The organism is Streptomyces sp. NPDC053665 (genome assembly GCF_055585285.1).
Window position 1 is genome coordinate 879,021 of record NZ_JBVJKK010000003.1, and the last position, 23,703, is coordinate 902,723.

At 71.5% G+C, this 23,703-nt stretch carries 20 protein-coding genes; 10 read left to right on the plus strand and 10 right to left on the minus strand.

Annotated elements, in window-relative coordinates:
• Position 1: 1 nt before the first annotated feature.
• Positions 2-634, minus strand: a complete 633-nt coding sequence (locus ACZ6ZN_RS16985) for an AIM24 family protein (protein WP_398107101.1) — start codon at positions 632-634, stop codon at positions 2-4.
• A gap of 169 nt (positions 635-803) precedes the next feature.
• Between ACZ6ZN_RS16985 and ACZ6ZN_RS16990 the strand changes: the two genes are divergently transcribed.
• The 5 genes from ACZ6ZN_RS16990 (at position 804) to ACZ6ZN_RS17010 (ending at position 4,246) form a co-directional block, all read left to right on the plus strand.
• The gene (locus ACZ6ZN_RS16990) at positions 804-1,148 is read left to right on the plus strand and encodes a DUF3817 domain-containing protein (protein ID WP_398106506.1); all 345 of its coding nucleotides are present in this window, start codon (positions 804-806) and stop codon (positions 1,146-1,148) included.
• Positions 1,145-1,438 carry an MTH1187 family thiamine-binding protein gene (locus ACZ6ZN_RS16995; RefSeq protein ID WP_398106505.1) on the plus strand — a complete coding sequence of 98 codons (294 nt, stop codon included), beginning with the start codon at positions 1,145-1,147 and terminating at the stop codon, positions 1,436-1,438. Before ACZ6ZN_RS16990 ends, ACZ6ZN_RS16995 begins: the two co-directional genes overlap by 4 nt.
• Positions 1,439-1,537: 99 nt before the next feature.
• Positions 1,538-2,047, plus strand: a complete 510-nt coding sequence (locus ACZ6ZN_RS17000; protein WP_369193661.1) for a MarR family winged helix-turn-helix transcriptional regulator — start codon at positions 1,538-1,540, stop codon at positions 2,045-2,047.
• A 43-nt stretch (positions 2,048-2,090) separates the two neighbouring features.
• Positions 2,091-2,429 carry a DUF3817 domain-containing protein gene (locus ACZ6ZN_RS17005; protein ID WP_398106503.1) on the plus strand — a complete coding sequence of 113 codons (339 nt, stop codon included), beginning with the start codon at positions 2,091-2,093 and terminating at the stop codon, positions 2,427-2,429.
• Between the two features lie 116 nt (positions 2,430-2,545).
• The gene (locus tag ACZ6ZN_RS17010; protein WP_398106502.1) at positions 2,546-4,246 is read left to right on the plus strand and encodes an acyl-CoA mutase large subunit family protein; all 1,701 of its coding nucleotides are present in this window, start codon (positions 2,546-2,548) and stop codon (positions 4,244-4,246) included.
• A gap of 4 nt (positions 4,247-4,250) precedes the next feature.
• Here ACZ6ZN_RS17010 and ACZ6ZN_RS17015 read toward each other — a convergent pair whose 3' ends face one another.
• Positions 4,251-4,862, minus strand: coding sequence for a TetR/AcrR family transcriptional regulator (locus ACZ6ZN_RS17015; RefSeq protein WP_451879593.1), 612 nt, complete (start codon positions 4,860-4,862; stop codon positions 4,251-4,253).
• A gap of 237 nt (positions 4,863-5,099) precedes the next feature.
• Between ACZ6ZN_RS17015 and ACZ6ZN_RS17020 the strand changes: the two genes are divergently transcribed.
• The 4 genes from ACZ6ZN_RS17020 (at position 5,100) to ACZ6ZN_RS17035 (ending at position 9,484) form a co-directional block, all read left to right on the plus strand.
• Positions 5,100-6,074 carry a tetratricopeptide repeat protein gene (locus ACZ6ZN_RS17020; protein WP_469646852.1) on the plus strand — a complete coding sequence of 325 codons (975 nt, stop codon included), beginning with the start codon at positions 5,100-5,102 and terminating at the stop codon, positions 6,072-6,074.
• Positions 6,075-6,695: 621 nt separating this feature from the next.
• Positions 6,696-7,334 (plus strand): DUF6230 family protein, encoded by a 639-nt coding sequence (locus ACZ6ZN_RS17025; protein WP_398106499.1) that lies wholly within the window; start codon positions 6,696-6,698, stop codon positions 7,332-7,334.
• A gap of 187 nt (positions 7,335-7,521) precedes the next feature.
• On the plus strand, positions 7,522-8,106 hold the full coding sequence (locus ACZ6ZN_RS17030) for a DUF6114 domain-containing protein (RefSeq protein ID WP_469646855.1): 585 nt from the start codon (positions 7,522-7,524) through the stop codon (positions 8,104-8,106).
• A gap of 91 nt (positions 8,107-8,197) precedes the next feature.
• Positions 8,198-9,484 carry a hypothetical protein gene (locus ACZ6ZN_RS17035; RefSeq protein ID WP_469646939.1) on the plus strand — a complete coding sequence of 429 codons (1,287 nt, stop codon included), beginning with the start codon at positions 8,198-8,200 and terminating at the stop codon, positions 9,482-9,484.
• A gap of 86 nt (positions 9,485-9,570) precedes the next feature.
• On the opposite strand, the gene ACZ6ZN_RS17040 is transcribed toward ACZ6ZN_RS17035, so the two are convergent.
• From ACZ6ZN_RS17040 to pta, 5 genes are all read right to left on the minus strand, one after another.
• Positions 9,571-9,924 (minus strand): hypothetical protein, encoded by a 354-nt coding sequence (locus ACZ6ZN_RS17040; protein WP_469646858.1) that lies wholly within the window; start codon positions 9,922-9,924, stop codon positions 9,571-9,573.
• Positions 9,914-13,711: a hypothetical protein gene (locus ACZ6ZN_RS17045; protein WP_469646860.1), complete on the minus strand. Its 3,798-nt coding sequence runs from the start codon at positions 13,709-13,711 to the stop codon at positions 9,914-9,916. The genes ACZ6ZN_RS17040 and ACZ6ZN_RS17045 overlap by 11 nt, the downstream gene beginning before the upstream one ends.
• A gap of 275 nt (positions 13,712-13,986) precedes the next feature.
• Positions 13,987-15,414: a pyruvate kinase gene (gene pyk, locus ACZ6ZN_RS17050; protein WP_398106495.1), complete on the minus strand. Its 1,428-nt coding sequence runs from the start codon at positions 15,412-15,414 to the stop codon at positions 13,987-13,989.
• A gap of 74 nt (positions 15,415-15,488) precedes the next feature.
• Positions 15,489-16,703 (minus strand): acetate kinase, encoded by a 1,215-nt coding sequence (locus ACZ6ZN_RS17055; RefSeq protein WP_469646864.1) that lies wholly within the window; start codon positions 16,701-16,703, stop codon positions 15,489-15,491.
• Positions 16,700-18,802 (minus strand): phosphate acetyltransferase, encoded by a 2,103-nt coding sequence (gene pta / locus ACZ6ZN_RS17060; RefSeq protein WP_469646866.1) that lies wholly within the window; start codon positions 18,800-18,802, stop codon positions 16,700-16,702. The genes ACZ6ZN_RS17055 and pta overlap by 4 nt, the downstream gene beginning before the upstream one ends.
• Before the next feature lie 248 nt (positions 18,803-19,050).
• On the opposite strand from pta, the gene ACZ6ZN_RS17065 reads away from it, so the two are divergent.
• A complete protein-coding gene (locus ACZ6ZN_RS17065; RefSeq protein ID WP_398106492.1) occupies positions 19,051-20,076 on the plus strand; it encodes an ATP-dependent 6-phosphofructokinase in 1,026 nt (341 codons plus the stop codon).
• Positions 20,077-20,112: 36 nt separating this feature from the next.
• On the opposite strand, the gene ACZ6ZN_RS17070 is transcribed toward ACZ6ZN_RS17065, so the two are convergent.
• The 3 genes from ACZ6ZN_RS17070 to ACZ6ZN_RS17080 all read right to left on the minus strand — a co-directional run bounded on the left by ACZ6ZN_RS17070 (position 20,113) and on the right by ACZ6ZN_RS17080 (position 23,663).
• The gene (locus ACZ6ZN_RS17070; protein WP_469646867.1) at positions 20,113-20,856 is read right to left on the minus strand and encodes an XRE family transcriptional regulator; all 744 of its coding nucleotides are present in this window, start codon (positions 20,854-20,856) and stop codon (positions 20,113-20,115) included.
• Positions 20,857-21,309: 453 nt separating this feature from the next.
• Complete coding sequence (locus ACZ6ZN_RS17075; protein ID WP_451879585.1) at positions 21,310-21,999, minus strand: response regulator; 690 nt, start codon at positions 21,997-21,999, stop codon at positions 21,310-21,312.
• Complete coding sequence (locus ACZ6ZN_RS17080) at positions 21,996-23,663, minus strand: sensor histidine kinase (RefSeq protein WP_469646870.1); 1,668 nt, start codon at positions 23,661-23,663, stop codon at positions 21,996-21,998. The genes ACZ6ZN_RS17075 and ACZ6ZN_RS17080 overlap by 4 nt, the downstream gene beginning before the upstream one ends.
• Positions 23,664-23,703: the final 40 nt, after the last annotated feature.

Below are 23,703 nucleotides of genomic sequence, written 5' to 3' on the forward strand. Positions count from 1 at the left end.
CTCACACGTCTCCCGCGATCGTGTTCCGCTCGCTCGGCTGCACGTACACCAGCCCGTCCCCCTCGAACCGCATCTGGAACGCCTCGCCGCCGCCCTCCCCGAGCAGCGTGCGGAACGTCACACCGGACTGGAAGGACTGCCGCAGGTTCCCCTGGTGCGCCACGTAGGCGCCCGGGTCCACGGTCAGCGGGTACTGCGGGCTGACCCGGAGCACCACCGCCGGTCCGTCCGACATGATCGCCGCCTGGCCGTGCCCCTCGAGGGTCGTGGTGAACAGCCCGTTCCCCTGGGAGGCGCCGCGCAGGCCGGTGAACTCGGTCCCCGTGCGCAGCCCGCCGTCGGTGGCGAGCAGATTGCTCGACTCCACGTAGAGCTTGTCGCCCTGCACACGGACCAGGTTGATCTCGGAGGCCCGGTCCGCGAACCAGCAGGTCCCCCGGCCCTTCACCTCCATCAACGTCATCTGCTCGCCGGTCAGGCGCCGGGTCACCATGCCCCGTATGCCCTCGCCGCCGCCGCTGAGTTTCTTGAAGGCCATCTCGCCGTCGTACGCGACCATCGAGCCGTTCTTCGCCTTCACGGCGTCTCCGGTCATGTCGACGGCGAGCACCTTGCTGCTCTGAAGTCGGAACATCGCCACGTACGCGAAGGTATCCGCAGGCCGGGCCCCGCGGACAGGCCCCATGGGTGGAGAACGTCCCTGAGTGCACCCCTAGGGACCGGGCGGCCGGGGCGGTTTGCCACAATGGGCGCGACGCTTGTGCGTGCGTTCACAAACCGATCCCTGCCACCGAAGGTGACCCGTGGACCTCAAGACCGCCACCGCCCTCCGCCGCCTCCGCCTGGTCTCGGCCCCCGAGGCGATCTCGTTCCTGCTCCTGCTGGTCTGCTCGGTGCTGAAGCGGACCACGGACTTCAACGCCGTGCCGGTGATGGGGGCGGTGCACGGTGCGCTGTTCGTCCTCTACGTCGTCTTCTGGGCCGACGCCTGGAACCGGGCCAAGTGGCCGCTGGGGACCGCCGCGCTGTACTTCGTCCTCTCGGTGCTCCCGGCCGGCGGCTTCTTCGCCGAGCGCCGGCTGCGGCGTGAGGCCGAGGACGCGGTCATCGCCTCGCGCGTGCGCAAGGAAGGCGTGGTGAACGCGTGATCGTCGCCTTCTCCGTGACGCCGCTGGGCGTGGGCGAGGACGTGGGGGAGTACGTCGCCGACGCGGTGCGGGTGGTGCGGGAGTCCGGGCTGCCGAACTCCACGGACGCGATGTTTACGTCCGTGGAGGGGGAGTGGGACGAGGTCATGGACGTCGTCCGGCGTGCCGTCGCCGCGGTCGAGCGGCGGGCGCCGCGCGTCTCCCTCGTGCTGAAGGCGGACATCCGCCCCGGTGTGACGGACGGACTGACGTCCAAGGTGGAGACGGTGGAGCGGCACCTCGCGCGGTAGCGCCCGCGCCCACCCGCCGCCGGGGTGCCCGCGGCGGCGGGTGGACCGAAGGGCGAGACGGAGCTGACCACCATGTGACCGGCCGGTAAGGTCTGGTCCGTGCCGAAGCCGCTCAGTCTCTCCTTCGATCCGATCGCGCGCGCCGACGAACGCTGGAAGCAGCGCTGGGGGAACGTGCCGTCCATGGCCGCGATCACCTCGATCATGCGCGCCCAGCAGATCCTGCTCGCCGAGGTCGACGCGGTGGTCAGGCCGTACGGGCTGACCTTCGCCCGCTACGAGGCCCTGGTGCTGCTCACCTTCTCCAAGTCGGGCGAGCTGCCGATGTCCAAGATCGGCGAGCGGCTGATGGTGCACCCCACGTCCGTGACCAACACCGTCGACCGGCTGGTCCGGTCCGGCCTGGTCGCCAAGCGGCCCAACCCCAACGACGGCCGCGGCACCCTGGCCAGCATCACCGCCAAGGGCCGCGAGGTGGTCGAGTCGGCCACGCGGGACCTGATGGCGATGGACTTCGGGCTCGGCGCGTACGACGCGGAGGAGTGCGCCGAGATCTTCGCGATGCTGCGCCCGCTGCGCGTCGCGGCCGGCGACTTCGAGGAGCAGTGACCCGGGGCAAGATCTCCCGGAACGGGTCGTTACGCTCGACGGCATGAAGAAGAGCGTGCTGACCCGCTACCGGGTCATGGCCTACGTCACCGGTGTGCTGCTCGTCGCGCTGACCCTCGGAATGATCGGCAAGTACGTCCTGGATCTGGGCGGCGCGGCCGACTTCACCCAGGTGGTCAGCATCGCGCACGGCTGGCTGTACGTCGTGTACCTGATCTTCGCCTTCGATCTGGGTTCCAAGGCGAAGTGGCCGGTCAAGAAGCAGCTGTGGGTGCTGCTGGCCGGCACGATCCCCACGGCCGCGTTCTTCGTCGAGCGCCGGATCAGCCGTGAGCTGGACGGCAGGCTCGCCGAGGACGTGCCCGCGCCGGCCAAGGCGTAGCAGGACACCCGGGACCGCCGCCGTACGCGCGCGTACGGCGGCCGGCCTCACCCGTTCGCCAGGTCACTGCCGTCAGCCATCGACATTTACTAGGACGTCCAAGTAAATTCGAGGGTATGGACGCTGACGCCATCGAGGAGGGCCGCCGCCGCTGGCAGGCCCGGTACGACGCCGCACGCAAGCGCGAGGCCGACTTCACCACGCTCTCCGGGGACCCCGTGGAGCCGGTGTACGGGCCCCGGCCCGGGGACCGGTACGACGGGTTCGAGCGGATCGGCTGGCCCGGGGAGTACCCCTTCACCCGCGGTCTGTACGCGACGGGCTACCGGGGCCGCACCTGGACCATCCGGCAGTTCGCCGGGTTCGGCAACGCCGAGCAGACCAACGAGCGCTACAAGATGATCCTCCGCAACGGCGGGGGCGGGCTCTCGGTCGCCTTCGACATGCCGACCCTCATGGGCCGCGACTCCGACGACCCGCGCTCGCTGGGCGAGGTCGGGCACTGCGGCGTGGCGATCGACTCGGCGGCCGACATGGAGGTCCTGTTCAAGGACATCCCGCTGGGCGACGTCACCACGTCCATGACCATCAGCGGCCCGGCCGTGCCCGTCTTCTGCATGTACCTGGTCGCCGCCGAGCGGCAGGGCGTCGACCCGTCCGTCCTCAACGGCACGCTCCAGACGGACATCTTCAAGGAGTACATCGCCCAGAAGGAGTGGCTCTTCCAGCCCGAGCCCCACCTGCGGCTCATCGGCGACCTCATGGAGTACTGCGCGGGCGGGATCCCGGCGTACAAGCCGCTGTCCGTCTCCGGCTACCACATCCGCGAGGCCGGGGCCACGGCCGCCCAGGAGCTGGCCTACACCCTCGCGGACGGCTTCGGCTACGTGGAGCTGGGCCTCTCGCGCGGCCTGGACGTCGACGTGTTCGCGCCCGGCCTGTCCTTCTTCTTCGACGCACACGTCGACTTCTTCGAGGAGATCGCCAAGTTCCGCGCGGCCCGCCGCATCTGGGCCCGCTGGATGCGGGACGTGTACGGCGCGCAGTCGGAGAAGGCCCAGTGGCTGCGCTTCCACACGCAGACCGCGGGTGTCTCCCTCACCGCCCAGCAGCCGTACAACAACGTCGTCCGCACGGCCGTCGAGGCCCTGGCCGCGGTGCTCGGCGGGACGAACTCGCTGCACACCAACGCGCTCGACGAGACCCTGGCCCTGCCCAGCGAGCAGGCCGCGGAGATCGCGCTGCGCACGCAGCAGGTGCTGATGGAGGAGACCGGCGTCGCCAACGTGGCCGACCCGCTGGGCGGTTCCTGGTACATCGAGCAGCTCACCGACCGCATCGAGGCCGACGCCGAGAAGATCTTCGACCAGATCAAGGAGCGCGGTCTGCGGGCCCACCCCGACGGGCAGCACCCCATCGGCCCGATCACGTCCGGCATCCTGCGCGGCATCGAGGACGGCTGGTTCACCGGCGAGATCGCCGAGTCGGCGTTCCGCTACCAGCAGGCGCTGGAGAAGGGCGACAAGAGGGTCGTCGGCGTCAACTGCCATGACGGCTCGGTGACCGGGGACCTGGAGATCCTGCGCGTCAGCCACGAGGTGGAGCGCGAGCAGGTGCGCGTGCTGGCCGGCCGGAAGACGGCGCGGGACGACGCGGCGGTGCGCACCGCCCTGGACGCCATGCTGGCCGCCGCCCGCAGCGGCGCCAACATGATCGAGCCGATGCTGGACGCCGTCCGCGCGGAGGCCACCCTCGGCGAGATCTGCGGGGTGCTTCGCGACGAGTGGGGCGTGTACACGGAGCCGGCCGGCTTCTGACGGGCTACGACCCCAGCCCCTGCAACAGCACCCTGGTGAAGCCGCGGACCCACTCCTCGTCGGCGGGTTCCGCGCTCACCAGGGTGCGGTGCACCACCGCGCCCGCCACCATGTCGAAGATCAGGTCCACCGTGCGCGCCGCCGACTCCGGGTCGTCCTCGGCCGGGAGTTCGCCGCGCGCCTGGGCCCGGGCGCGGCCCTCCACGACCAGCCGCTTCTGCCGGTCCACCACGGAGGCGCGGATGCGCTCGCGCAGCGCCTCGTCGCGGGTGGCCTCCGCCACCACCGCCATCAGCCCGCTGCGCGCCTCCGGAAGGGCCAGGATCGCGGCGAACTGCAGCACCACGCCCTCGATGTCCGCGGCCAGCGAGCCGCAGTCGGGCAGCTCCAGCGCGTCGAACAGTTCGGCCACGGCGTCGACGACCAGTTCGTTCTTGCCCGCCCAGCGGCGGTAGAGCGTCGTCTTCGCAACCCCCGCACGCGTCGCCACGTCCCCCAGGGTGAGCTTGGACCAGCCCAGGTCCACCAGCGCCGCACGGGTCGCGGCCAGGATCGCGGCGTCCGCCGCGGCGCTGCGCGGGCGCCCGGAACGGCCGGACGGGCTGCGACTGTGCATGTCCTGACCATAAACCGACGGTTCCCGCACGGCCCCGTGAGGGAGATCACCGGGGGACGGTGTCCCGAAGGCCGTCTCTGGCATTACGCTACGACTCGTAGCGAAAGCCCGTGCCGGACGTACACGGGCCTCGACACGCACGGCGTGGGGTGGGGACCCGGCGCCGAAGGGCACCGACCGGCCCGGCTTCCACACCGCGTTTTCACACGCGCGCGCACTACGGGGGAGGATAGGCGCATGCAGCCACGGAACATGTCCATGAGCGGAGTCGTCGACCTCGCCGCGGTGAAGGCGGCCCAGGAGGCCAAGGCGAAGGCGGAGCAGGCGCGGGCCCAGGCGGCCCGCGAGGGCGGCACGGGGGCCATCTCCCCGGCCGACCTGGTCATCGACGTCGACGAAGCGGGCTTCGAGAACGACGTCCTGCAGCGCTCCGCCGAGGTGCCGGTCGTCATCGACTTCTGGGCCGAGTGGTGTCAGCCCTGCAAGCAGCTGAGCCCCGTCCTGGAGCGGCTGGCCGTCGAGTACAACGGCCGCTTCCTGCTCGCCAAGATCGACGTCGACGCCAACCAGATGCTGATGCAGCAGTTCGGTGTCCAGGGGATCCCCGCGGTGTTCGCGGTGGTCGCCGGGCAGGCGCTGCCGCTCTTCCAGGGTGCCGCGGGCGAGGCGCAGATCCGGCAGACCCTGGACCAGCTGGTGCAGGTCGCCGAGCAGCGCTTCGGCCTGACCGGCCTCGTCGTCGACCCGGAGGCCGAGCCGGGCGGCGCCCCGGCCGCCCCCGAGCGGCCGGCCGGTCCGCACGACGGGCTCCTGGAGGCCGCCGTGCAGGCACTGGACTCGGGCGACCTGGGCGGGGCGATCCAGGCGTACCGCAACGTGCTGAACGAGGACCCGGCCAACGAGGAGGCCAAACTGGGCCTCGCACAGGCCGAGTTGCTCCAGCGGGTGCAGGGCGCCGACCCGCAGCGCGTGCGCCGGGACGCGGCCGAGAAGCCGTCCGACGTACAGGCGCAGATCGCCGCCGCCGACCTGGACCTGGTGGGCGGTCACGTCGAGGACGCGTTCGGCCGGCTCATCGAGACCGTGGCGCGCACGGCGGGCGACGACCGGGACGCCGTACGCGTGCGGCTGCTGGAGCTGTTCGAGGTCGTCGGTCCCGAGGACCCGCGGGTGATCGCGGCGCGCCGGGCCCTGGCGCGCGCTCTGTTCTGACCAGTCGCTAAACGCCCGGGCCTGTGGTGCCCGGGTGAAAAGTCTGCTGTGGAGTCCTCACTGCGGCCGCGCTTTGCCAAATCTTGGCAATCGCGGTCGCTGTTACTACCAGTAAGACCGGGGCGTTGATCTGTCGGATTCTGTCCAGCGATCAACAGCTTTGTACCGCCGTCCGGCGCAACCCTGTGTCGCCGTCCGAGACCGTTGGGTCGTTGTTCGGTTATCCCGCCGTTACTAGTGAGTAACGAACCCCCTTGTGCGGGCGGCGAGAATGCACCACGATCGGCCACGCTCGGTCCATTCCCGTACCCCGGCAGCCGGTTGGGTCGCGGGACGATCTGGGTCCCCACCGAGCAGAGCCGGCGGCAGTGGCGCCGGCTCTTGGACAGGGGGGTCTTCGCCCACAGGGTGAAGCCTGTCCAGCAGGGTTGTGCGTGATGCGTGTCAGGCGCGACCAGTGGTTGTCGCTCGGGGGTGATCGCCGGTGATTCGGGCGCAGTTGCGCCGCCGAGTGCAGGCGCTCTCCTTCCCGAGGACGTAGCACTTCTCCCATCCCTGCCCGGCTGAGCCGCAGTTCGCGGCGGGCCAGGACAGGAGATGTACGTCCGAGAAGGAGGAAATATGGAGTCCCAGGTGCGTGGCGGGACCAGATGGAAGCGGTTCGCTGTGGTCATGGTGCCCAGCGTCGCCGCCGCGGCATGTGTGGGTGTCGGACTCGCTCAGGGGGCGCTCGCCGCGTCGTTCAGCGTCTCCGGCCAGCAGTTCAAGGTGTCGGCCGGTCACCTGCACGGTGACGGTTTCGCCCAGTACGGCGGAATCGACACCGTCTACAAGACGACCGAGGGCAAGGAGAAGGTGCCGGTCCCGGTCGCCATCTCCTCGTTCGACACGGCGACCATCAAGAAGATGTGTCAGTCGGTCGCGACGCCGATCCCGCTCATCGGCAAGACGGTGTACCTCCGTCTCGAGGCGGGCAACGACAAGCCGGTCACCGCCGAGAACCTCTACATCGACGTCGCCCAGCTCGACGCCGACGCGAAGTTCAAGAACATCGACATCGGCGTCGCCGTCAAGGACAAGACCCGCGGCCCCGACGTCAAGCAGGGCGAGAACGTCCTGCCGGGCGGCTTCGCCCAGCAGGCCGAGTCGGCCGACCTTACAAAGGTCGAGCAGACGGCGTGGGCGACCTCCGCGGGGACGTTCACGCTGAACGGCCTGTCGATGAAGCTCGGCATGAACAAGGAGATGGAGTGCTTCTGACGGTCTCCGGCCGACAGACACCCCCAGGGCCGAAGCGCCCCTGAAGGGCGGGGAAGCCCTCGCTTCCCCGCCCCGCCGCCCGGCCCGGCCGTACGCCGGGCGCCTCCACAGACTCACCATTTCCGGCTACTGAACGCCTACGGCCGAGCCGGTACGTACCTCCACCGGACCGAGGGAGCTGTTTTCCATGAGTGCCGAGACTCCGGTCCAGAGCGCCGGGACCTTCACCCGGCTGCGTCGGCGATTCCGTGACTGGCGGGGCAACCGGCCGTTCTGGGCGGGGCTGTTCACCATCCTCGGCGGCGTGCCGATCGCCTACTTCCCCTACGCCACCCTGAAGCTGGGAACCATGTCGCTCACCATGGCGACCACCGCGGGTGCCGGCTCCCTCATCATCGGCGTCCTGCTCGTCACGCTGGGCCTGACGATGTGGTTCCAGCAGGCGACGCGCATCTTCGCCGGTGTGGCGGCGATCATCCTGGCCCTGGTGTCGCTGGTGGTCTCCAACATCGGCGGTTTCATCATCGGCTTCCTGCTCGCCATGCTCGGCGGCGCACTGGCGATGGCCTGGGCGCCGGGCCGGCCGGAGGACACCGGGCGCGGCAAGGGGCCGGCGGACGAGGGTCCCGCGGACAAGGCCGCCTGGGAGCCCGCCCCCGCCGGCGAGCCCGGGGAGCCGGGGCACCCGCACCCCGCGCCGGGGACCGGTGACGGCGAGGCGGCCGGCGACGTGCGGCCCGAGGCGCACCACGGGGGGCACCGTGTCGGCTGACGCCCGCGACCAGTTCCCCGGGACGCAGGACCGGCCGAGAACGGGTCCCCGTCACGCGGCCCCCAGGAAGCCGCTGTTCACCAGGTTCCAGATGCCGGCCGGCAAGGCGATAGCCATGGCGGCGATGCCCACCGCCGTCCTCATGGGCATGGGCTTCACCCCGACGCTGGCCCTCGCCGACGACCACCCGACGGCGTCCAACAGCCTCAAGGCCGACGAGTACAAGGACTGCGTCGAGGCGCTCGGCAAGGACGACAAGGACAAGGCCGACGCCTCGCCCTCCCCCTCGCCCTCGGCGAGCGGCAGTGAAAACGACGGCGGCAAGGACACCCCTGCGGCCGAGCCGACTCCCTCGGCGTCGGCGGGCGGTTCGGGCACGGACGCGGACAAGAGCCCGTCGGGTTCCTCCGGTTCGTCAGGTTCGTCGGATTCAGGTTCCGACGACCCGGGCGACAACGCCGAACCGAAGCCCGCCCCTTCCGCCTCCGGGGACGCCTCGGACGAGAAGGAGGACGAGGCGGCGCCCAGCCCCTCGGAGTCCAGGAGCGGCGGCCTCCTCGAGGGCATCGGCGACGCGATCGGCGGCATCCTCACGGGCGGCAAGTCCACCGAGAGCCCGAGCCCCACGCCGTCGGCGTCCAGCTCGTCCCCGTCCGCGGAGACGGGCACGCCGGAGAAGACCGAGAAGCCCTCGGGCACGGACACGTCCGACGCCGCCGGCAGTGCCGGGAAGACCGCCGGCAAGGCCACCGACGCCGTGAAGGACACCGTCGAGGACACCGCGAAGGACACCACCGACGCGGCGTCGAAGGCGGCCGAGGACGCCGAGGACAAGGCCGAGGAGGCAGCGGACGAGGCCACCGCTTCCCCCAGCCCCTCCGCGAGCCCGTCGGTCGACCCCGAGGACTGCCCGGCCGCCACCGATGCCGAGGGAGGCGTCGACAACCAGATCCTGGTGCCCGACGAACCGTGGTACCTGGAAGCCAGCTCCCTGACGCTCAAGGGCGCCGACTACCAGGGCATCGTCGAGGTCAGGACGGCCAGCGGGACCACCAAGAAGGTGCTGAAGTACGTCATCAGCAACGGCACCGACATCGGGGACCTGCACCAGCTGGTCAAGGACAAGCAGTCCGGGAAGACGCACCACGTCCAGGCCGCGAAGGGATCGACCTCCACGATCGACGACGGCAAGACGGTGATGTACACGGAGAGCATCTCCGGCAACCTGCTCGGACTGATCCCGGTCACCTTCGACCCGGAGCACCCGCCGCCCCTGAACATCCCGCTGATCTACTTCACCAAGGTGAAGGTCACCCAGGCCGCCCAGTTCGGCGGCACGCTGACCGTGCCGGGGCTGCGCCAGTACGTCACGGACTGACGCCGCCTGCGAGGTCTTCCAGGGAGCCGCAACGAGCTGTGCCCCGCCGGACGAATCCGGCGGGGCACAGCTCGTTGCGCGATGCGTCAGTCGTCCTCTTCCCCGTCCTCGTCGTCGACGAAGCGCGGCAGGACGTCGGTGTCCAGGCCGTGTCGGCCGAAGAGGTCGACCAGGGCCGCGGTCATGGCCGGGAGGCCGCCGCTGCGCACGACCACGAGGTCGGGGATCCGCAGACACGGGTCCCCGCCGGTCGAGGAACGCTCGTCCAGCACCTCGGCGATCTTCCGTGCCGTCATGAGTGTCGCGGTCCACCCTGTCCCGTCACCGGTGGTGATGACGGCGTCCACGTCCTCGACAGTGCGTGCGTCGTCGTCCAGGGCCAGTACATAGGTGATGGAGAAGTCGGCCGTCTCCACCGTCACCAGGGGCTCATGAGCCATAGATCTTCAGCAACTCCTTGATGACGTTCGGCTCGTTCGGCTTGTCGGACTTGCCGATGATCTCGAAGCCGCCGTCGACCTCGCGGAAGAACAGCCGCGCGCCGGCGTCGCCCCGAAGGTACCGGATGCCGTGCGACAGCGCCTTGGAACCCTTGCCCGGCTGGTCGTTGCCGCCCATCAGCTTGTTGATGAGCTGGTTCATCTCACGCTGCACGGCCTGGTTCTTCGTGGATTTCTCCGCAAGCTTCGCCAGCCGGCTGTTCTTGCCGAGCGCCGAGGTCACGCAGACCTTCGGGTTCCCCGCGGAGGCGGCAGTGGCGACCCTGCTCGCGTTCGCTGCCGCCTGGTGGGACGGGGCCTGCCGCGCTGCGGCTCCCTCGGCGAGCGGGACGAGGCACGCCACGGCGCTCTGCCCCTTCTTGACCCGGTCGACGACCGTACGCAACCGGTCGAGGGTGTCCTTGGCCTTGTCGAGGCGCTCCCAGAAGCTGTGGATCCCGTTGCCGACCCGGTAGATCGCCTTGCCGACCGCCGGGATCTTGGTGACGGCCGCGCCCACGAGGATCACGTTCACCAGTGTCCACAGGCAGCCCTCGACGTCGCGCTTGGTGAAGCACTTCTTGGCGTCGGTGTAGCCGAGTTCGTCGAGGATGATCTGGCCGCCGTTGGCGACCACCCAGTCCATGACGTCCATGGCCAGGAGCTGCTTGGCCTCGCGGAAATCGTCGACGCAGGTCTGGCCGCACTGGGCCCGGAGCAGGGCCTCCTCGTCCTGGGTCAGGTCCGGCCCCGTCGCCGGCTTGGGACCCTCCAGGGCCGCCTTGCGCTCTTCCTCCAGGTCCTCCAGGAACTCCTTCTCGGCGCGGTCCGCCGCCGCGTCGGCCGCCTTCGCGTCCTCGTCGGCGTTGGCCGCGGACTTCTCCGCGGTGTCGGCGTCCTTCTCGGACCGGGTGGCCGCCGAGTCCGCGGCGCCGGCGTCGCGCGTGGCAGCGTCGGCGGAGGCGCGGGCGTTGACGGCGCTCTTCTCGGCCTCGGTGGCCTCGTCGTTCGCCGCGGCCGCCTCGGTCGACGCCTCGCGGGCCGCGAAGTCCGCGTAGAACCAGTCCGTGCCCGCCTGGGCCACGTACTCGCCGGTCTTGGTGTCGGCCTTCTTGGCGGCCTCGGCGGCCTTGGCCGCTTCCGCGGCCGAAGCCCGGGCGGCGGAGGCGGAGGTGAGCGCGGCCGCCGCGTCGGCCGCGGCTGCCGCTGCCGCCTGGGCGGCGAGCTTGGCGTCACCGGACGCCTTGTCGGCCAGTGCCTTGGCATCGGCGGCCGCCTTGGCCGCGTCCTTGGCCTTGGCCGCTGCCGCGGCGGCCTGCCGCTCGGCGATCGGCTTCGAGGTCTGTCCGACGAGCACCGCGAACGCGGCCGCGGTGTCGGTCTCCTTGTAGGGAGTCCCGACGGTGATGGCCTCGTTGGCGGGCTTGATGACCTCGGCGGCCGAGTCGCGGGCTGCCGAAGCCGCCAGGCCGGCCGCGTAGGCGTGCCCGGCGGTCACGGCCGCCCAAGAGCTGGTCCTGGCCGCCTCGGTGCGGGCCGCTTCGGCCTCCTTGCCCGCCTTCAGGGAGGCGGCTTGGGCCTTCTTGGCCTCCTGCTCCGCCTTGGCGGCGTTCGCCGACGCGGCATCGGAGGCGTCGATGGCCTCGGCGGCTGCGGCATGCGCGGTGGCGCCCGCGGCCACAGCCGTCTGGTAGGCCGACCAGGCCTTGTCCGCGGCCGCGTTCGAGCGCTGGGCCGCGGCCTCGGACCGGGTGGCGGCGGCGCGTGCCTTCTGTGCCGCGGTGCTCGCCTCGCCGGCGGCGGTGTTCGCCCGGGTGGCCGCGCCGGCCGCGTCGTCGGCGGCGGCGCGGGCGACGGTGGCCGCCTCACGGGTCTCGGCCGCGGCACCGGTACCGACGGCCGCGGCGGCGGCCGACTCCAGGGCGGCGGCTCGTGCGGCGGTGGCCTTCTTGTTGCGCTCCGCCTCCTCGGCCTTCTCCCGCGCCGCGGCGGCCTTGCCCTCGGCCTCGAGCGCCACGCCGAGTTGCTCGTCGGCCGTCTTGGCGGCACTCTCCGCCTTGGTGCGGGCGCTTCCGGCCGTCTCGCGTTCCTCGGCCGCGCGCTTCTCGGCCGCCTGTGCCTTGCCGCGTTCACCGGCCGCGGTACGGCGTTCCTTCGCCGCGACGGCCTTCTCCTGCTCGGCCTTGGTGCGCTGCTCCTTGGCGGTCTGCGCCGCCTCGCGGGCGGTCTCCTGTGCCGCCTCGGCCGTGGCCTGGGCGTTCTTCGCCTTCGTGGCGTTGGCCGCGGCCTCCTTGGCCAGCGCGTCCGCGGACACCCGGGCCGCCTTGGCCTGGGCGGCCGCCTCCTGCGCGGCGATCCGGCGGAACTCGGTGTTGATGGCGTGCGCCTGGGTCTTGGACAGCGCGAACAGCGCCTTGCTGTCGGCCACCGTCGCCTTGGCCGCGTTCACCGCGGTCTGCGTGGCCTTCGCCGCGGCCTGGGCGGCCGCGTACGAGGCCTTGGCGACCTGCACCGACTGCTGCGCGTACAGCAGACCCCGGCCGCGCGGCGTCTTGGCGGCGTCGGCGAGGGCGTAGGCGTCGTTCTGGGCCGTGCCCGCCTGCTCGGAGGCCGTCTTGGCCGACGCCACCGCCTTGTTGGCGAGCGTCAGCTGGTCGGCGGCGCGCTTCTGGGCGTTGGCGAGATCCGTCTTCGCCTGGGTGAAGACCGCCGCCTTGGGCCGGTGGATGTTGTCCTTGGGCTGGCCCGCCCAGTACTTCTGCCACAGGAGGATCTGCTCGGCGAGCCACGCCTGCCCGATGGACTCGATCATCGCCTCGGTGGCCTTGCGGGCCTCGGCCGAGGCGGTCGCCTCGGCGGCCATGATGGTCGTCCGGGGTTTGGCCTGGGCGGCGTACTCCTGCTCCCACTCCTGATGGGCGGTCAGCACCACCGGGGTGAGGATCCGGCGGGCGTCGACGGGGTTGAAGCTGTCGCAACCGCCCCAGGCGACCTTGAGGGCCTCGACCTCCAGGCGGTACTCGGCGGAGCCCTCCTCCAGCGGCTTGTTGACGAAGCCGCCGTGGCGCAGGAAGGAGGCGACGTCGCTGGCGGTGGTGGTGTTGTAGGGGCCGCGGACGTCGGTGTCCCCGAGCATGGTGCCGACCGCGAAGTCGTTCCAGTCGTCCTGGCCCTTGATCTCCTCGGCGATCTTCTTCGCCTGGTCGACCGAGGCCTTGGTGGGCACGCTGCGGCCGTCCTGCCCGAGCCTGCCGTAGAGGTCGCGCTGCGGACCCAGGGTGAAGGCGACGATCCCCTTGTCGAACTCCGGAGCGTGGTACTCGGTGCCCGAGTCCCAGCCCGTCTGCGCGTAGATCTTGTTGGCCGTCTCCCAGCGGTCCTTGCGCTTGCGGGACTGGTCCAGGTAGTCGATGACGGCGTCGTTGTCCTTGGAGCGGGCGTCACCGATCGTGCCCAGGCCCAGTTGGTGGCCTTCCAGGGCGGCGGCGAGATCGGTGTCGGTGCCGTTCAGGGCCTTGGCGGCCGCGGTCTTGAGGGCGGGGCCGCCGATGTGCAGTGCCGTGCCGGCCACGCACCGGTCCGTACGGGCGCGCATCCCGAGACTGATCCGGACACTGCCGGCGTCCGGGTCATCGGCCGGGGGGTCGTCGGCGCGGGCCGGTGTCGCGTACACCAGTCCGGTGAGTACGGCGGTGGCGGCCACCAGAGCGGTGCCGGACAACCCCCGCGAGCGCAGGGCTCTTCGCATGTCGTCGCCTGTCTGCTGTCGGATGATGAGGCCAGGAAGAGAGCAGGCGGACATGGCTGCGCGGCAGCTGGTGTGAAGAGCCGACGGATGTGGTCCGTCGGGTGAGACATGTGCGCTGGTCAGGCGCGTTCCCCCTGTGCCCTCTCCCCGGGAGCGGCACAAGATTTTCACATCTGATCGAATATGGATAGATGATGATCAGCCATGAACGCCAGCGAGGGCGCCCCCCGTACGCGGGGGGGCGCCCTCGGTCGTCCGGGCGGGTGGGGCGGGGGTCAGCTCGTGGCGTCGCCCAGGTGGTGGACGCGGACCATGTTGGTGGTGCCGGGGACGCCGGGGGGCGAACCGGCGGTGATCACCACGATGTCACCGGTGTTGAAGCGGTTGAGCTTGACCAGCTCCTGCTCGACCAGTTCGACCATCTCGTCGGTGCTGTTCACGAACGGCACGACGTACGGCTCGACGCCCCAGCTGAGCGCCATCTGGTTGCGGGTGCCCTCGTCGGTGGTGAAGGCGATGATCGGCTGCTGGGCGCGGTAGCGGGACAGCCGGCGGGCGGTGTCGCCGGACTGCGTGAAGGCCACCAGGCCGCGGCCGCCGAGGAAGTCGGCGATCTCGCAGGCGGCACGGGCCACCGAACCGCCCTGCGTGCGGGGCTTCTTGCCCGGAACCAGCGGCTGCAGGCCCTTGGACATCAGCTCCTGCTCGGCCGCGGTGACGATCTTCGACATCGTCTTGACGGTCTCGATCGGGTACGCGCCCACGCTCGACTCGGCGGACAGCATGACCGCGTCGGCGCCGTCCAGGATCGCGTTGGCCACGTCGGAGGCCTCGGCGCGGGTCGGACGGGAGTTGGTGATCATCGACTCCATCATCTGGGTCGCCACGATCACCGGCTTGGCGTTGCGGCGGCACAGCTCGATGAGCCGCTTCTGCACCATGGGGACCTTCTCGAGCGGGTACTCGACGGCGAGGTCGCCACGGGCGACCATCACACCGTCGAACGCCATCACGACGTCCTCCATGTTCTGCACCGCCTGCGGCTTCTCCACCTTGGCGACGACCGGGACGCGGCGGCCCTCCTCGTCCATCACGCGGTGCACGTCCTGGACGTCCTTGGCGTCCCGGACGAACGACAGCGCGACCAGGTCGCAGCCCATGCGGAGGGCGAAGCGCAGGTCCTCGATGTCCTTCTCCGACAGGGCGGGCACGTTGACGGCCGCACCGGGCAGGTTGATGCCCTTGTGGTCGGAGATGACGCCGCCCTCGATGACGATCGTCTTCACCCGGGGGCCCTCGACCTCGGTGACCTTCAGCTCGACGTTGCCGTCGTTGATGAGAACCTGGTCACCCTTGTTCACGTCGCCGGGCAGGCCCTTGTAGGTCGTCCCGCAGATCGTCTTGTCGCCGGGGACGTCCTCGGTGGTGATGGTGAACTCGTCACCGCGGACCAGCTCCACGGGACCCTCGGCGAAGGTCTCCAGCCGGATCTTCGGGCCCTGGAGGTCGGCGAGGACACCGATGGCCCGGCCGGTCTCCTTGGCGGCGGCCCGGACCCGGTCGTATCGGCCCTGGTGCTCGGCGTGCGAGCCGTGGCTGAAGTTGAAGCGGGCCACGTTCATGCCGGCTTCGATCAACGCGACAAGCTGCTCGTGGGAGTCGACCGCGGGGCCGAGAGTACAGACGATTTTCGAACGGCGCATGGGGGCGATCCTATCGGTTTGTTTCCCAGCGGAATATTCCGTCTGGCGGAAAATACAAAAGGGCGGGTTGCCGCTCAGGTGTGATTCCCCGAACCAATTACCAGCGCGTAGGTCTGCGTGGCGATCTCCATTTCCTCGTCGGTGGGGACCACGGCCACCGCCACCCGGGCACCGTCGGGCGAGATCAGCCGCGCCTCGTCCGAGCGCACCCCGTTGCGTCCGGGGTCCACGGCGAGACCCAGCTCCTCCAGACCCGCCACGGCGGCCGCGCGCACGGGCGCCGCGTTCTCGCCGACACCGGCGGTGAAGGCGACCGCGTCCACCCGCCCGAGAACGGCGTAATAGGCGCCGATGTACTTCTTCAGCCGGTGAATGTAGATGTCGAACGCCAGCTCCGCCTGCTCGTCGCCCGCGTCGACACGACTGCGGATCTCCCGCATGTCGTTGTCACCGCACAGCCCGATCAGCCCGCTCCTCTTGTTGAGAAGAGTGTCGATCTCGTCGGCGGACATTCCGCCGACGCGCATCAAATGGAAGATGACGGCCGGGTCCATGTCTCCCGAGCGCGTACCCATCACGAGCCCCTCCAAAGGCGTCAGCCCCATGGAGGTGTCGACGCACCTGCCGCCCCGCACGGCCGAGGCCGACGCCCCGTTGCCCAGGTGCAGCACGATCACGTTCGTCTCGGACGGGTCCTTGCCCAGCAGGGAGGCGGTGGCCCGGGAGACGTAGGCGTGCGAGGTGCCGTGGAAGCCGTAGCGGCGGATGCGGTGCTCGTCGGCGGTCTTCACGTCGATCGCGTAGCGGGCGGCCGACTCCGGCATCGTGGTGTGGAACGCGGTGTCGAAGACGGCGACCTGCGGCAGATCCGGCCGCAGCGCCTGCGCCGTGCGGATGCCGGTGAGGTTGGCCGGGTTGTGCAGCGGCGCCACCGGGATGAGCCGCTCGATCTCGGCGAGCACGGCGTCGTCGATCACGGTGGGCTCGGTGAAGGACTTGCCCCCGTGCACCACCCGGTGCCCGATGGCGGCCAGTTCGGGGGAGTCCAGCCCCAGGCCGTCCTTGGCGAGCTCCTCCGCCACGGCCTTCAGGGCGGCGTCGTGGTCGGCGATCGCGCCGCCGCGCTCCCGGCTCTCGCCGCCCGCCGGCGTGTGCTTCAGCCGGGAGGACCGCTCGCCGATGCGCTCGACCAGGCCCATCGCCAGGCGGCTGCTGTCGCGCATGTCGAGCAGCTGGTACTTCACCGACGAGGAGCCGGAGTTGAGGACGAGGACACGGGTGGGGCTCACTGGACGGTCGCCTTCTCGCTCGGGGACGGGGCGGGGGACTGGGCCTGGATCGCCGTGATGGCGACGGTGTTGACGATGTCCTGCACCAGGGCGCCCCGGGACAGGTCGTTGACCGGCTTGCGCAGGCCCTGGAGCACCGGCCCGACGGCGATCGCGCCCGCCGAGCGCTGCACGGCCTTGTAGGTGTTGTTGCCGGTGTTCAGGTCGGGGAAGATCAGCACGCTCGCCTGCCCGGCGACCTCCGAGCCGGGCAGCTTGGTCGCCGCGACGGACGGCTCCACGGCGGCGTCGTACTGGATCGGGCCCTCGATCCGCAGGTCGGGCCGGCGGGCGCGCACCAGCTCGGTGGCCTCACGGACCTTGTCGACGTCGGCCCCCGAGCCGGAGGTGCCGGTGGAGTACGACAGCATCGCGATGCGGGGCTCCACGCCGAACTGCTCGGCCGTGGTGGCCGACTGGATGGCGATGTCGGCCAGCTGCTCGGCGTCGGGATCCGGGTTGACGGCGCAGTCCCCGTAGACGAGGACCTTGTCGGCCAGGCACATGAAGAACACCGACGAGACGATGTCCGCGTCCGGCTTGGTCTTGATGATCTCGAAGGCCGGGCGGATCGTCGCGGCGGTGGAGTGCACCGAGCCCGACACCATGCCGTCGGCGAGACCCTCCTGGACCATCAGCGTGCCGAAGTAGTTCACGTCCGAGACGACGTCGTAAGCCAGCTCCACGGTCACGCCCCGGTGGGCGCGCAGGGCCGCGTACTTCTCGGCGAAGGAGTCCCGCAGCTCGGAGGTGGCCGGGTCGATCAGCCGGGACTCGCCGAGGTCCACACCGAGGTCGGCGGCCTTCTTGCGGATCCGGTCGACCGGGCCCAGCAGCGTCAGGTCGCACACCCCGCGGCGCAGCAGCACCTCCGCGGCGTGCAGCACCCGCTCCTCGGTGCCCTCGGGGAGCACCACCCGGCGCAGGTCGGTGCGGGCCTGCTCCAGCAGCTTGTGCTCGAACATCATCGGCGTGACGCGGTCGCTGCTCGGCGCGGAGACGCGGTGGGCCAGTCCGGCGGTGTCGGCGTACCGCTCGAACAGGCCGAGGGCGCGCTCGGCCTTGCGCGGGGTGGCCGCGTTGAGCTTGCCCTCCAGGGAGAACAGCTGCTCGGCGGTGGGGAAGCTGGTGCCGGCCACCGACAGCACGGGGGTGCCGGGGGCGAGGCGGTCGGCCAGGGTCAGGATGTCCCGGCCGGGCACCTCGTCCAGGGTGAGCAGCACGCCGGCGATCGGCGGTGTCCCGGCGCTGTGGGCGGCCAGCGCGCCGACCACCAGGTCCGCCCGGTCGCCCGGGGTGACGACCAGGCAGCCCGGCGTCAGGGCGGTCAGGAAGTTCGGCAGCATCGCACCGCCGAAGACGAAGCCGAGCACGTCCCGGGCGAGGCCGGAGTCGTCGCCGAGCACCACCCGGGCGCCGAGGGCGTGGCTGATCTGCGAGACGGTCGGGGCGGACAGCGCGGGCTCGTCGGGCAGGACGTAACAGGGCGCGGGGAGCCGGGAGTCCAGCTGGGCGGCGATCGCGTCCCGGTCCTCGCGCGCCACCCGGTTGGTGACCATCGCCAGGACGTCGCAGCCGAGGGTGTCGTAGGCGCGGTAGGCGTTGCGCGTCTCGGCGAGCACCGACTCCACGCTCTGCCCGCGCCCGCCGACGACGGGGATCACGGAGGCGCCGAACTCGTTGGCCAGCCGGGCGTTGAGCGACAGTTCGTCGGGCAGCTGCGTGTCGGCGTAGTCGGTGCCCAGGACCAGGACCACGTCGTAGTCGCGGGCGACCAGGTGGAAGCGGTCGACCAGCGTGGAGACGAGCTCGTCCGTGCCGGCCTCGGCCTGGAGGGCCGACGCCTCGTGGTAGTCCATGCCGTAGACGGTCGCCGGGTCCTGGGTGAGGCGGTAGCGGGCGCGCAGCAGCTCGAAGAGGCGGTCGGGCCCGTCGTGCACCAGGGGCCGGAAGACGCCGACCCGGTCGACCTGCCGGGTGAGGAGTTCCATGACCCCCAGTTCGACGACCTGGCGGCCGTCGCCGCGGTCGATGCCGGTCACGTACACGCTGCGGGTCACGCGCGCTCTCCGTTTCGTTCCGAAGGGGGGTGCGTCCAGATGGGGGTGCGTCCAAGGGTGGCGCCCCTGCCTCACGGCTGTCCCGCCAGAGGCACAAAAATCGCCCACCGAGGTGAGCAGAACCCTCTTGACAATACCTCTGCCGCTAGATAAGGCGCCCGTCAGAGAGGGGTTCCACAGCGGGGTGCGGGGCGTGAAACAATCGGCAGTGCTCACCGGTGTCTACAGCGAGCAGGAGACAGAGCACGATGCGTATCGGAGTTCTCACCGCAGGCGGCGACTGCCCCGGACTGAACGCCGTGATCCGGTCGGTCGTGCACCGGGCGGTCGACAACTACGGCGACGAGGTCATCGGCTTCGAGGACGGGTACGCGGGGCTGCTCGACGGGCGCTACCGCACCCTCGACCTCGAGTCCGTCAGCGGCATCCTGGCCCGCGGCGGCACCATCCTCGGCTCGTCCCGGCTGGAGCGCGACCGGCTGCGCGAGGCCTGCGAGAACGCCTCCGACATGATCCACCAGTTCGGGATCGACGCGCTCATCCCGATCGGCGGCGAGGGCACGCTCACGGCGGCCCGCATGCTGTCCGACGCGGGCCTGCCCGTCGTGGGCGTGCCGAAGACGATCGACAACGACATCTCCTCCACCGACCGCACCTTCGGCTTCGACACCGCGGTCGGTGTCGCCACCGAGGCGATGGACCGCCTGAAGACCACCGCGGAGTCCCACCAGCGGGTGATGGTGGTCGAGGTCATGGGCCGCCACGCCGGCTGGATCGCCCTGGAGTCCGGCATGGCCGCCGGTGCGCACGGGATCTGCCTGCCGGAGCGCCCGTTCGACCCGGCGGACCTCGTGAAGATGGTCGAGGAGCGCTTCTCCCGCGGCAAGAAGTTCGCCGTGGTCTGCGTGGCCGAGGGCGCCCACCCGGTCGACGGCTCCATGGACTACGGCAAGGGCGCCATAGACAAGTTCGGCCACGAGCGCTTCCAGGGCATCGGCACCGCCCTCGCCCACGAGTTGGAGCGGCGCCTGGGCAAGGAGGCCAAGCCGGTCATCCTGGGCCACGTCCAGCGCGGCGGTGTGCCGACCGCCTACGACCGGGTGCTCGCCACGCGGTTCGGCTGGCACGCGGTGGAGGCCGCGCACCAGGGCCGCTTCGGCCGGATGACGGCACTGCGCGGGACGGACATCGTGATGGTGCCGCTCGCGGAGGCCGTGACCGAGCTGAAGACCGTGCCGAAGGACCGCATGGACGAGGCCGAGTCGGTCTTCTAGGACCTCCCGGTCCGGGCGGGGCGCCGGGGGCCGGCGTCAGGCGCCCTCCCGGCCGTCGTCCTCCTGGAGCTTCGTCCAGAAGTGCTCGACGATCCGGTCCAGGAACTCCTGGCCGGCGCCGCCCGCGTCACCGCGGCCACCGCCCCAGCTGAGGGTGGCGGCCATGTGCCCCTGGTAGTCCTCGTGCAGGCCCTGAAGGGTCCTCTCCAGGGACCGCCGGGTCAGCGGCACCACGCGGGCCACCGGGCGCACGTACGCCTGCCAGCGGGTGGTGGCCGCGCTGCGCAGCAGTTCGCCGAGCTTGCGCTCGCGCCCCGTGACGGCGACGAAGTCGGGCAGGTCGAGACCGAGCACCTCGGCCAGGGCCGTCGCCTGGCGCTCGGTCCCGCGCCAGTGGTCGGTCTCCTCCATCCGCAAGTAGGCGTGCACGTCGTGCCCGACGGCGCGGGCCACGTCCTCGGGCGCGAGGCAGCGCGCGATGCGGTGTTCGCGCAGCGTGCGCGGCCTGCCGATGAGTTCGGCGGGCGAGCACCACAGCACGCCCGCGAGAGCGGTGAGTTCGGAGCCGTTGGGGGCGGTCAGTCCGCGCTCCCAGTCGACGACGTGCTCGGGGGTGACGTGGGCGTGCCCGTAGGAGACCCGCATGCCGTAGGCGACATGCTCGGGGGCCATGCCGAGGGCCGCCCGCAGGCGGCGGGCCGCGGAGGCGTCGAAGGGCGGGGGAGCGGTCGCGGGAGGGGGATCGCCCGGACGGGGTGTTGGTCGGCGCACGGGCCACAAGCTAGGGGCGCCCGACGCCGCCGACTACGGTCTGTTCGGCCAGGATCACGGATTGTAGGAACGTACGGCTACCCGCCGGTTCGGGTGGAGCGGGGGAGCGCCTGTCGGGCGGACGGGTGTGCGGCCGGGGCCGGCGCGTGAGCCGGTGCGCGCGGGCGCGCGAGGTCTCAGGGCGCGAGAACGGCAAGCTCAGCGGGCATATGCGTCAATCGCGCGCCATGCCCGCCTCCGCGCGGCTCGCGGCGCCGGGGCGGGCGGCGGCGGGAGCGAGGTCGTCCGTGCGGACGGCAGTCGAAGGCGGGTGCGCCGCCGTCAACCCCTCGCGCACGGACGGAAGGCGGCACTCCGCGGCGCGATCCGTACGCTGCCCGCCCCCTGCCGCCCCCTCCCCACGTCGCGTGGTCCGGTCAGGCCGATGCGTGTGCGGGGGTCAGGCCGCCGGCTGAGGGGCCGTCACTGGCCGGTGACCCAGCGGTACTGCAGTTCCGGCCGCCCCACCGTGCCGTACTGCGGGCGGCGGGCCGCGCGGCCGGCGTCGACCAGGTGCTCCAGGTAACGGCGGGCGGTGATGCGGGAGATGCCCACGCTCTCGGCGACGCCGGCGGCCGTCAGACCCTCGGCGCTGTCGCGCAGGGCGAGGGTCACCCGCTCCAGGGTCGGTGCGCTCAGGCCCTTGGGCAGGGCGGCCGGGCCGGGCGCGCGCAGGGCCGCGAGTGCCCGGTCCACCTCGTCCTGCCCGCTCGCCTCGCCGACGGCCGCGTGGAACTCGGCGTAGCGCACCAACCGGTCGCGCAGGGTGGCGAAGGTGAACGGCTTCAGGACGTACTGCACCACCCCGAGCGAGACGCCCTCACGGACGACGGCCAGGTCACGGGCCGACGTCACCGCTATCACGTCGGCCTGGTGCCCGGCCGCCCGCAGGGAACGGGCCAATTGCAGTCCGTGCACGTCCGGCAGGTGCAGATCGAGCAGGAGCAGGTCGACCGGGGTGCGCTCCAGGATCCGGCGGGCCTCCGCGCCCGTGTGGGCCTTGCCCACGGCGACGAACCCGGGCACACGGCCGACGTAGAGGACGTGGGCGTCGGCGGCGACCGGGTCGTCCTCCACCACCAGGACGCGGATGGCGTGCTCGCCGCCGGTCATGCGTCGTCTCCCGCGCCCGTGCCGGCGGTGGCCGCGGCGGTCACGCCCCGGTCGGTCCCCGGCTCCCGCAGCGGCAGCCGCACCTCGAACTCGGCCCCGCCCCCGTCGGCCTCCGCCACGGTCAGCGAGCCGCCGTGCCTCCGGGCCGTCTGCCGGACCAGCGCCAGTCCCAGGCCCCGGCCGCCCGGGCCCGCCGGCTTGGTCGAGAAGCCGCGCTCGAAGACCGCCTCGGCATGGGCGGGGTCGACGCCCGGACCCGTGTCCGAGACCCGCAGCACCAGTTCCGGTCCGGCCGTGGGACGCCGGGTGCGGGCCGTGACCGTGACCCGGGCGCGCACGGTGCCCTGGGCCGCGTCCACCGCGTTGTCGATCAGGTTGCCCAGGATGGTGACCAGGTCCCGGGCGGGCAGGGTCTCGGGCAGCAGGCCGTCGTCCAGGCTGCTGTCCGGTGACACCACCAGCTCCACGCCCCGCTCGTTCGCCTGGGCCGTCTTGCCGAGCAGCAGTGCCGCCAGCACCGGCTCGCTCACCGCCGCCACGACCTGGTCGGTCAGGGCCTGCGCCAGCTCCAGCTCGGCCGTGGCGAACTCCACCGCCTCCTGCGCCCGGCCCAGCTCGATCAGGGAGACGACCGTGTGCAGCCGGTTCGCCGCCTCGTGCGCCTGGGAGCGCAGCGCCTGGGTGAAGCCCCGCTCGGAGTCCAGCTCGCCCGTCAGCGACTGGAGTTCCGTCACGTCGCGCAGGGTGGCGACGGTGCCGCGCCGCTCCCCGCCCGACACCGGCGAGGTGTTGACCACCAGCACCCGGGACGCCGTCAGGTGCACCTCGTCCACCCGCGGTTCCGACGCCAGCAACGCGCCCGTGAGCGGGGCGGGCAGCCCCAGCTCCGCCACCGACCTGCCCACCACGTCCCCCGCCACGCCGAGCAACTCGCGCCCTCCGTCGTTGATCAGCGCCACACGGTACTGCCCGTCCAGCATCAGCAGCCCCTCACGCACCGCGTGCAGGGCGGCCTGATGGTAGTCGTGCATCCGGCTCAGCTCGGTCGCGTTCATCCCGTGGGTGTGGCGGCGCAGCCGGGCGTTGACGACGTACGTGCCGACCGCGCCCAGCAGCAGCGCGCCGGCCGCGACGCCGAGCAGGGCCGTCAGCTGCTCCTGCACCCGCTGGGTGATCTGCTCGACCCGGATGCCCGCGCTGACCAGTCCGACCACCCGGTCGCCGTCCCGGATCGGGGTGACCGCGCGGACCGACGGGCCGAGCGTGCCGGTGTAGGTCTCGGTGAAGGTCCGGCCCCGCAGGGCCCGCTCGGTGTGCCCCTGGAAGGTCTGGCCGATCTGCCGGGGATCGGGGTGGGTCCAGCGGATGCCCCGCGGATCCATGATCGTGACGAAGTCGACCTCGGTGTCCCGCATGACCTTCAGCGCGTACGGCTGCAGCTCGGCGGTCGGATCGGCGGTGCGGGCCGCCGCGAGCACGGAGGGGGAGTCCGCGACGGACCGGGCCACCGCCCTGGCCTGGCGTGCCGCCGCCTCCTCGGCCTGGCTGCGGTCGCTGACATAGGTGAACAGCGCATATCCGGCCACGACGACCGCTATCAGCACGGCCTGCATGGCGAAGAGCTGCCCCGCCAGGCTGCGGGGGCGGGGGACGGTGAGGCGCATGCCGTCAGTCTGCACCGTGGCCGATTGTGAACTAAATGAA

Excerpts from the sequence above, each read along its gene's own strand:
- pyk (WP_398106495.1), bottom strand. The coding sequence starts at position 15,414 with ATGCGCCGTTCGAAAATCGTCTGTACTCTCGGCCCCGCGGTCGACTCC.
- ACZ6ZN_RS17005 (WP_398106503.1), top strand. The coding sequence starts at position 2,091 with ATGAAGAAGAGCGTGCTGACCCGCTACCGGGTCATGGCCTACGTCACC.
- ACZ6ZN_RS17040 (WP_469646858.1), bottom strand. The coding sequence starts at position 9,924 with ATGGCTCATGAGCCCCTGGTGACGGTGGAGACGGCCGACTTCTCCATC.
- ACZ6ZN_RS17010 (WP_398106502.1), top strand. The coding sequence starts at position 2,546 with ATGGACGCTGACGCCATCGAGGAGGGCCGCCGCCGCTGGCAGGCCCGG.
- ACZ6ZN_RS17065 (WP_398106492.1), top strand. The coding sequence starts at position 19,051 with ATGCGTATCGGAGTTCTCACCGCAGGCGGCGACTGCCCCGGACTGAAC.
- ACZ6ZN_RS17030 (WP_469646855.1), top strand. The coding sequence starts at position 7,522 with ATGAGTGCCGAGACTCCGGTCCAGAGCGCCGGGACCTTCACCCGGCTG.
- ACZ6ZN_RS16985 (WP_398107101.1), bottom strand. The coding sequence starts at position 634 with ATGTTCCGACTTCAGAGCAGCAAGGTGCTCGCCGTCGACATGACCGGA.
- ACZ6ZN_RS17080 (WP_469646870.1), bottom strand. The coding sequence starts at position 23,663 with ATGCGCCTCACCGTCCCCCGCCCCCGCAGCCTGGCGGGGCAGCTCTTC.
- ACZ6ZN_RS17020 (WP_469646852.1), top strand. The coding sequence starts at position 5,100 with ATGCAGCCACGGAACATGTCCATGAGCGGAGTCGTCGACCTCGCCGCG.
- ACZ6ZN_RS17025 (WP_398106499.1), top strand. The coding sequence starts at position 6,696 with ATGGAGTCCCAGGTGCGTGGCGGGACCAGATGGAAGCGGTTCGCTGTG.
- ACZ6ZN_RS17035 (WP_469646939.1), top strand. The coding sequence starts at position 8,198 with ATGCCGGCCGGCAAGGCGATAGCCATGGCGGCGATGCCCACCGCCGTC.
- ACZ6ZN_RS17015 (WP_451879593.1), bottom strand. The coding sequence starts at position 4,862 with ATGCACAGTCGCAGCCCGTCCGGCCGTTCCGGGCGCCCGCGCAGCGCC.
- ACZ6ZN_RS17045 (WP_469646860.1), bottom strand. The coding sequence starts at position 13,711 with ATGCGAAGAGCCCTGCGCTCGCGGGGGTTGTCCGGCACCGCTCTGGTG.
- ACZ6ZN_RS17075 (WP_451879585.1), bottom strand. The coding sequence starts at position 21,999 with ATGACCGGCGGCGAGCACGCCATCCGCGTCCTGGTGGTGGAGGACGAC.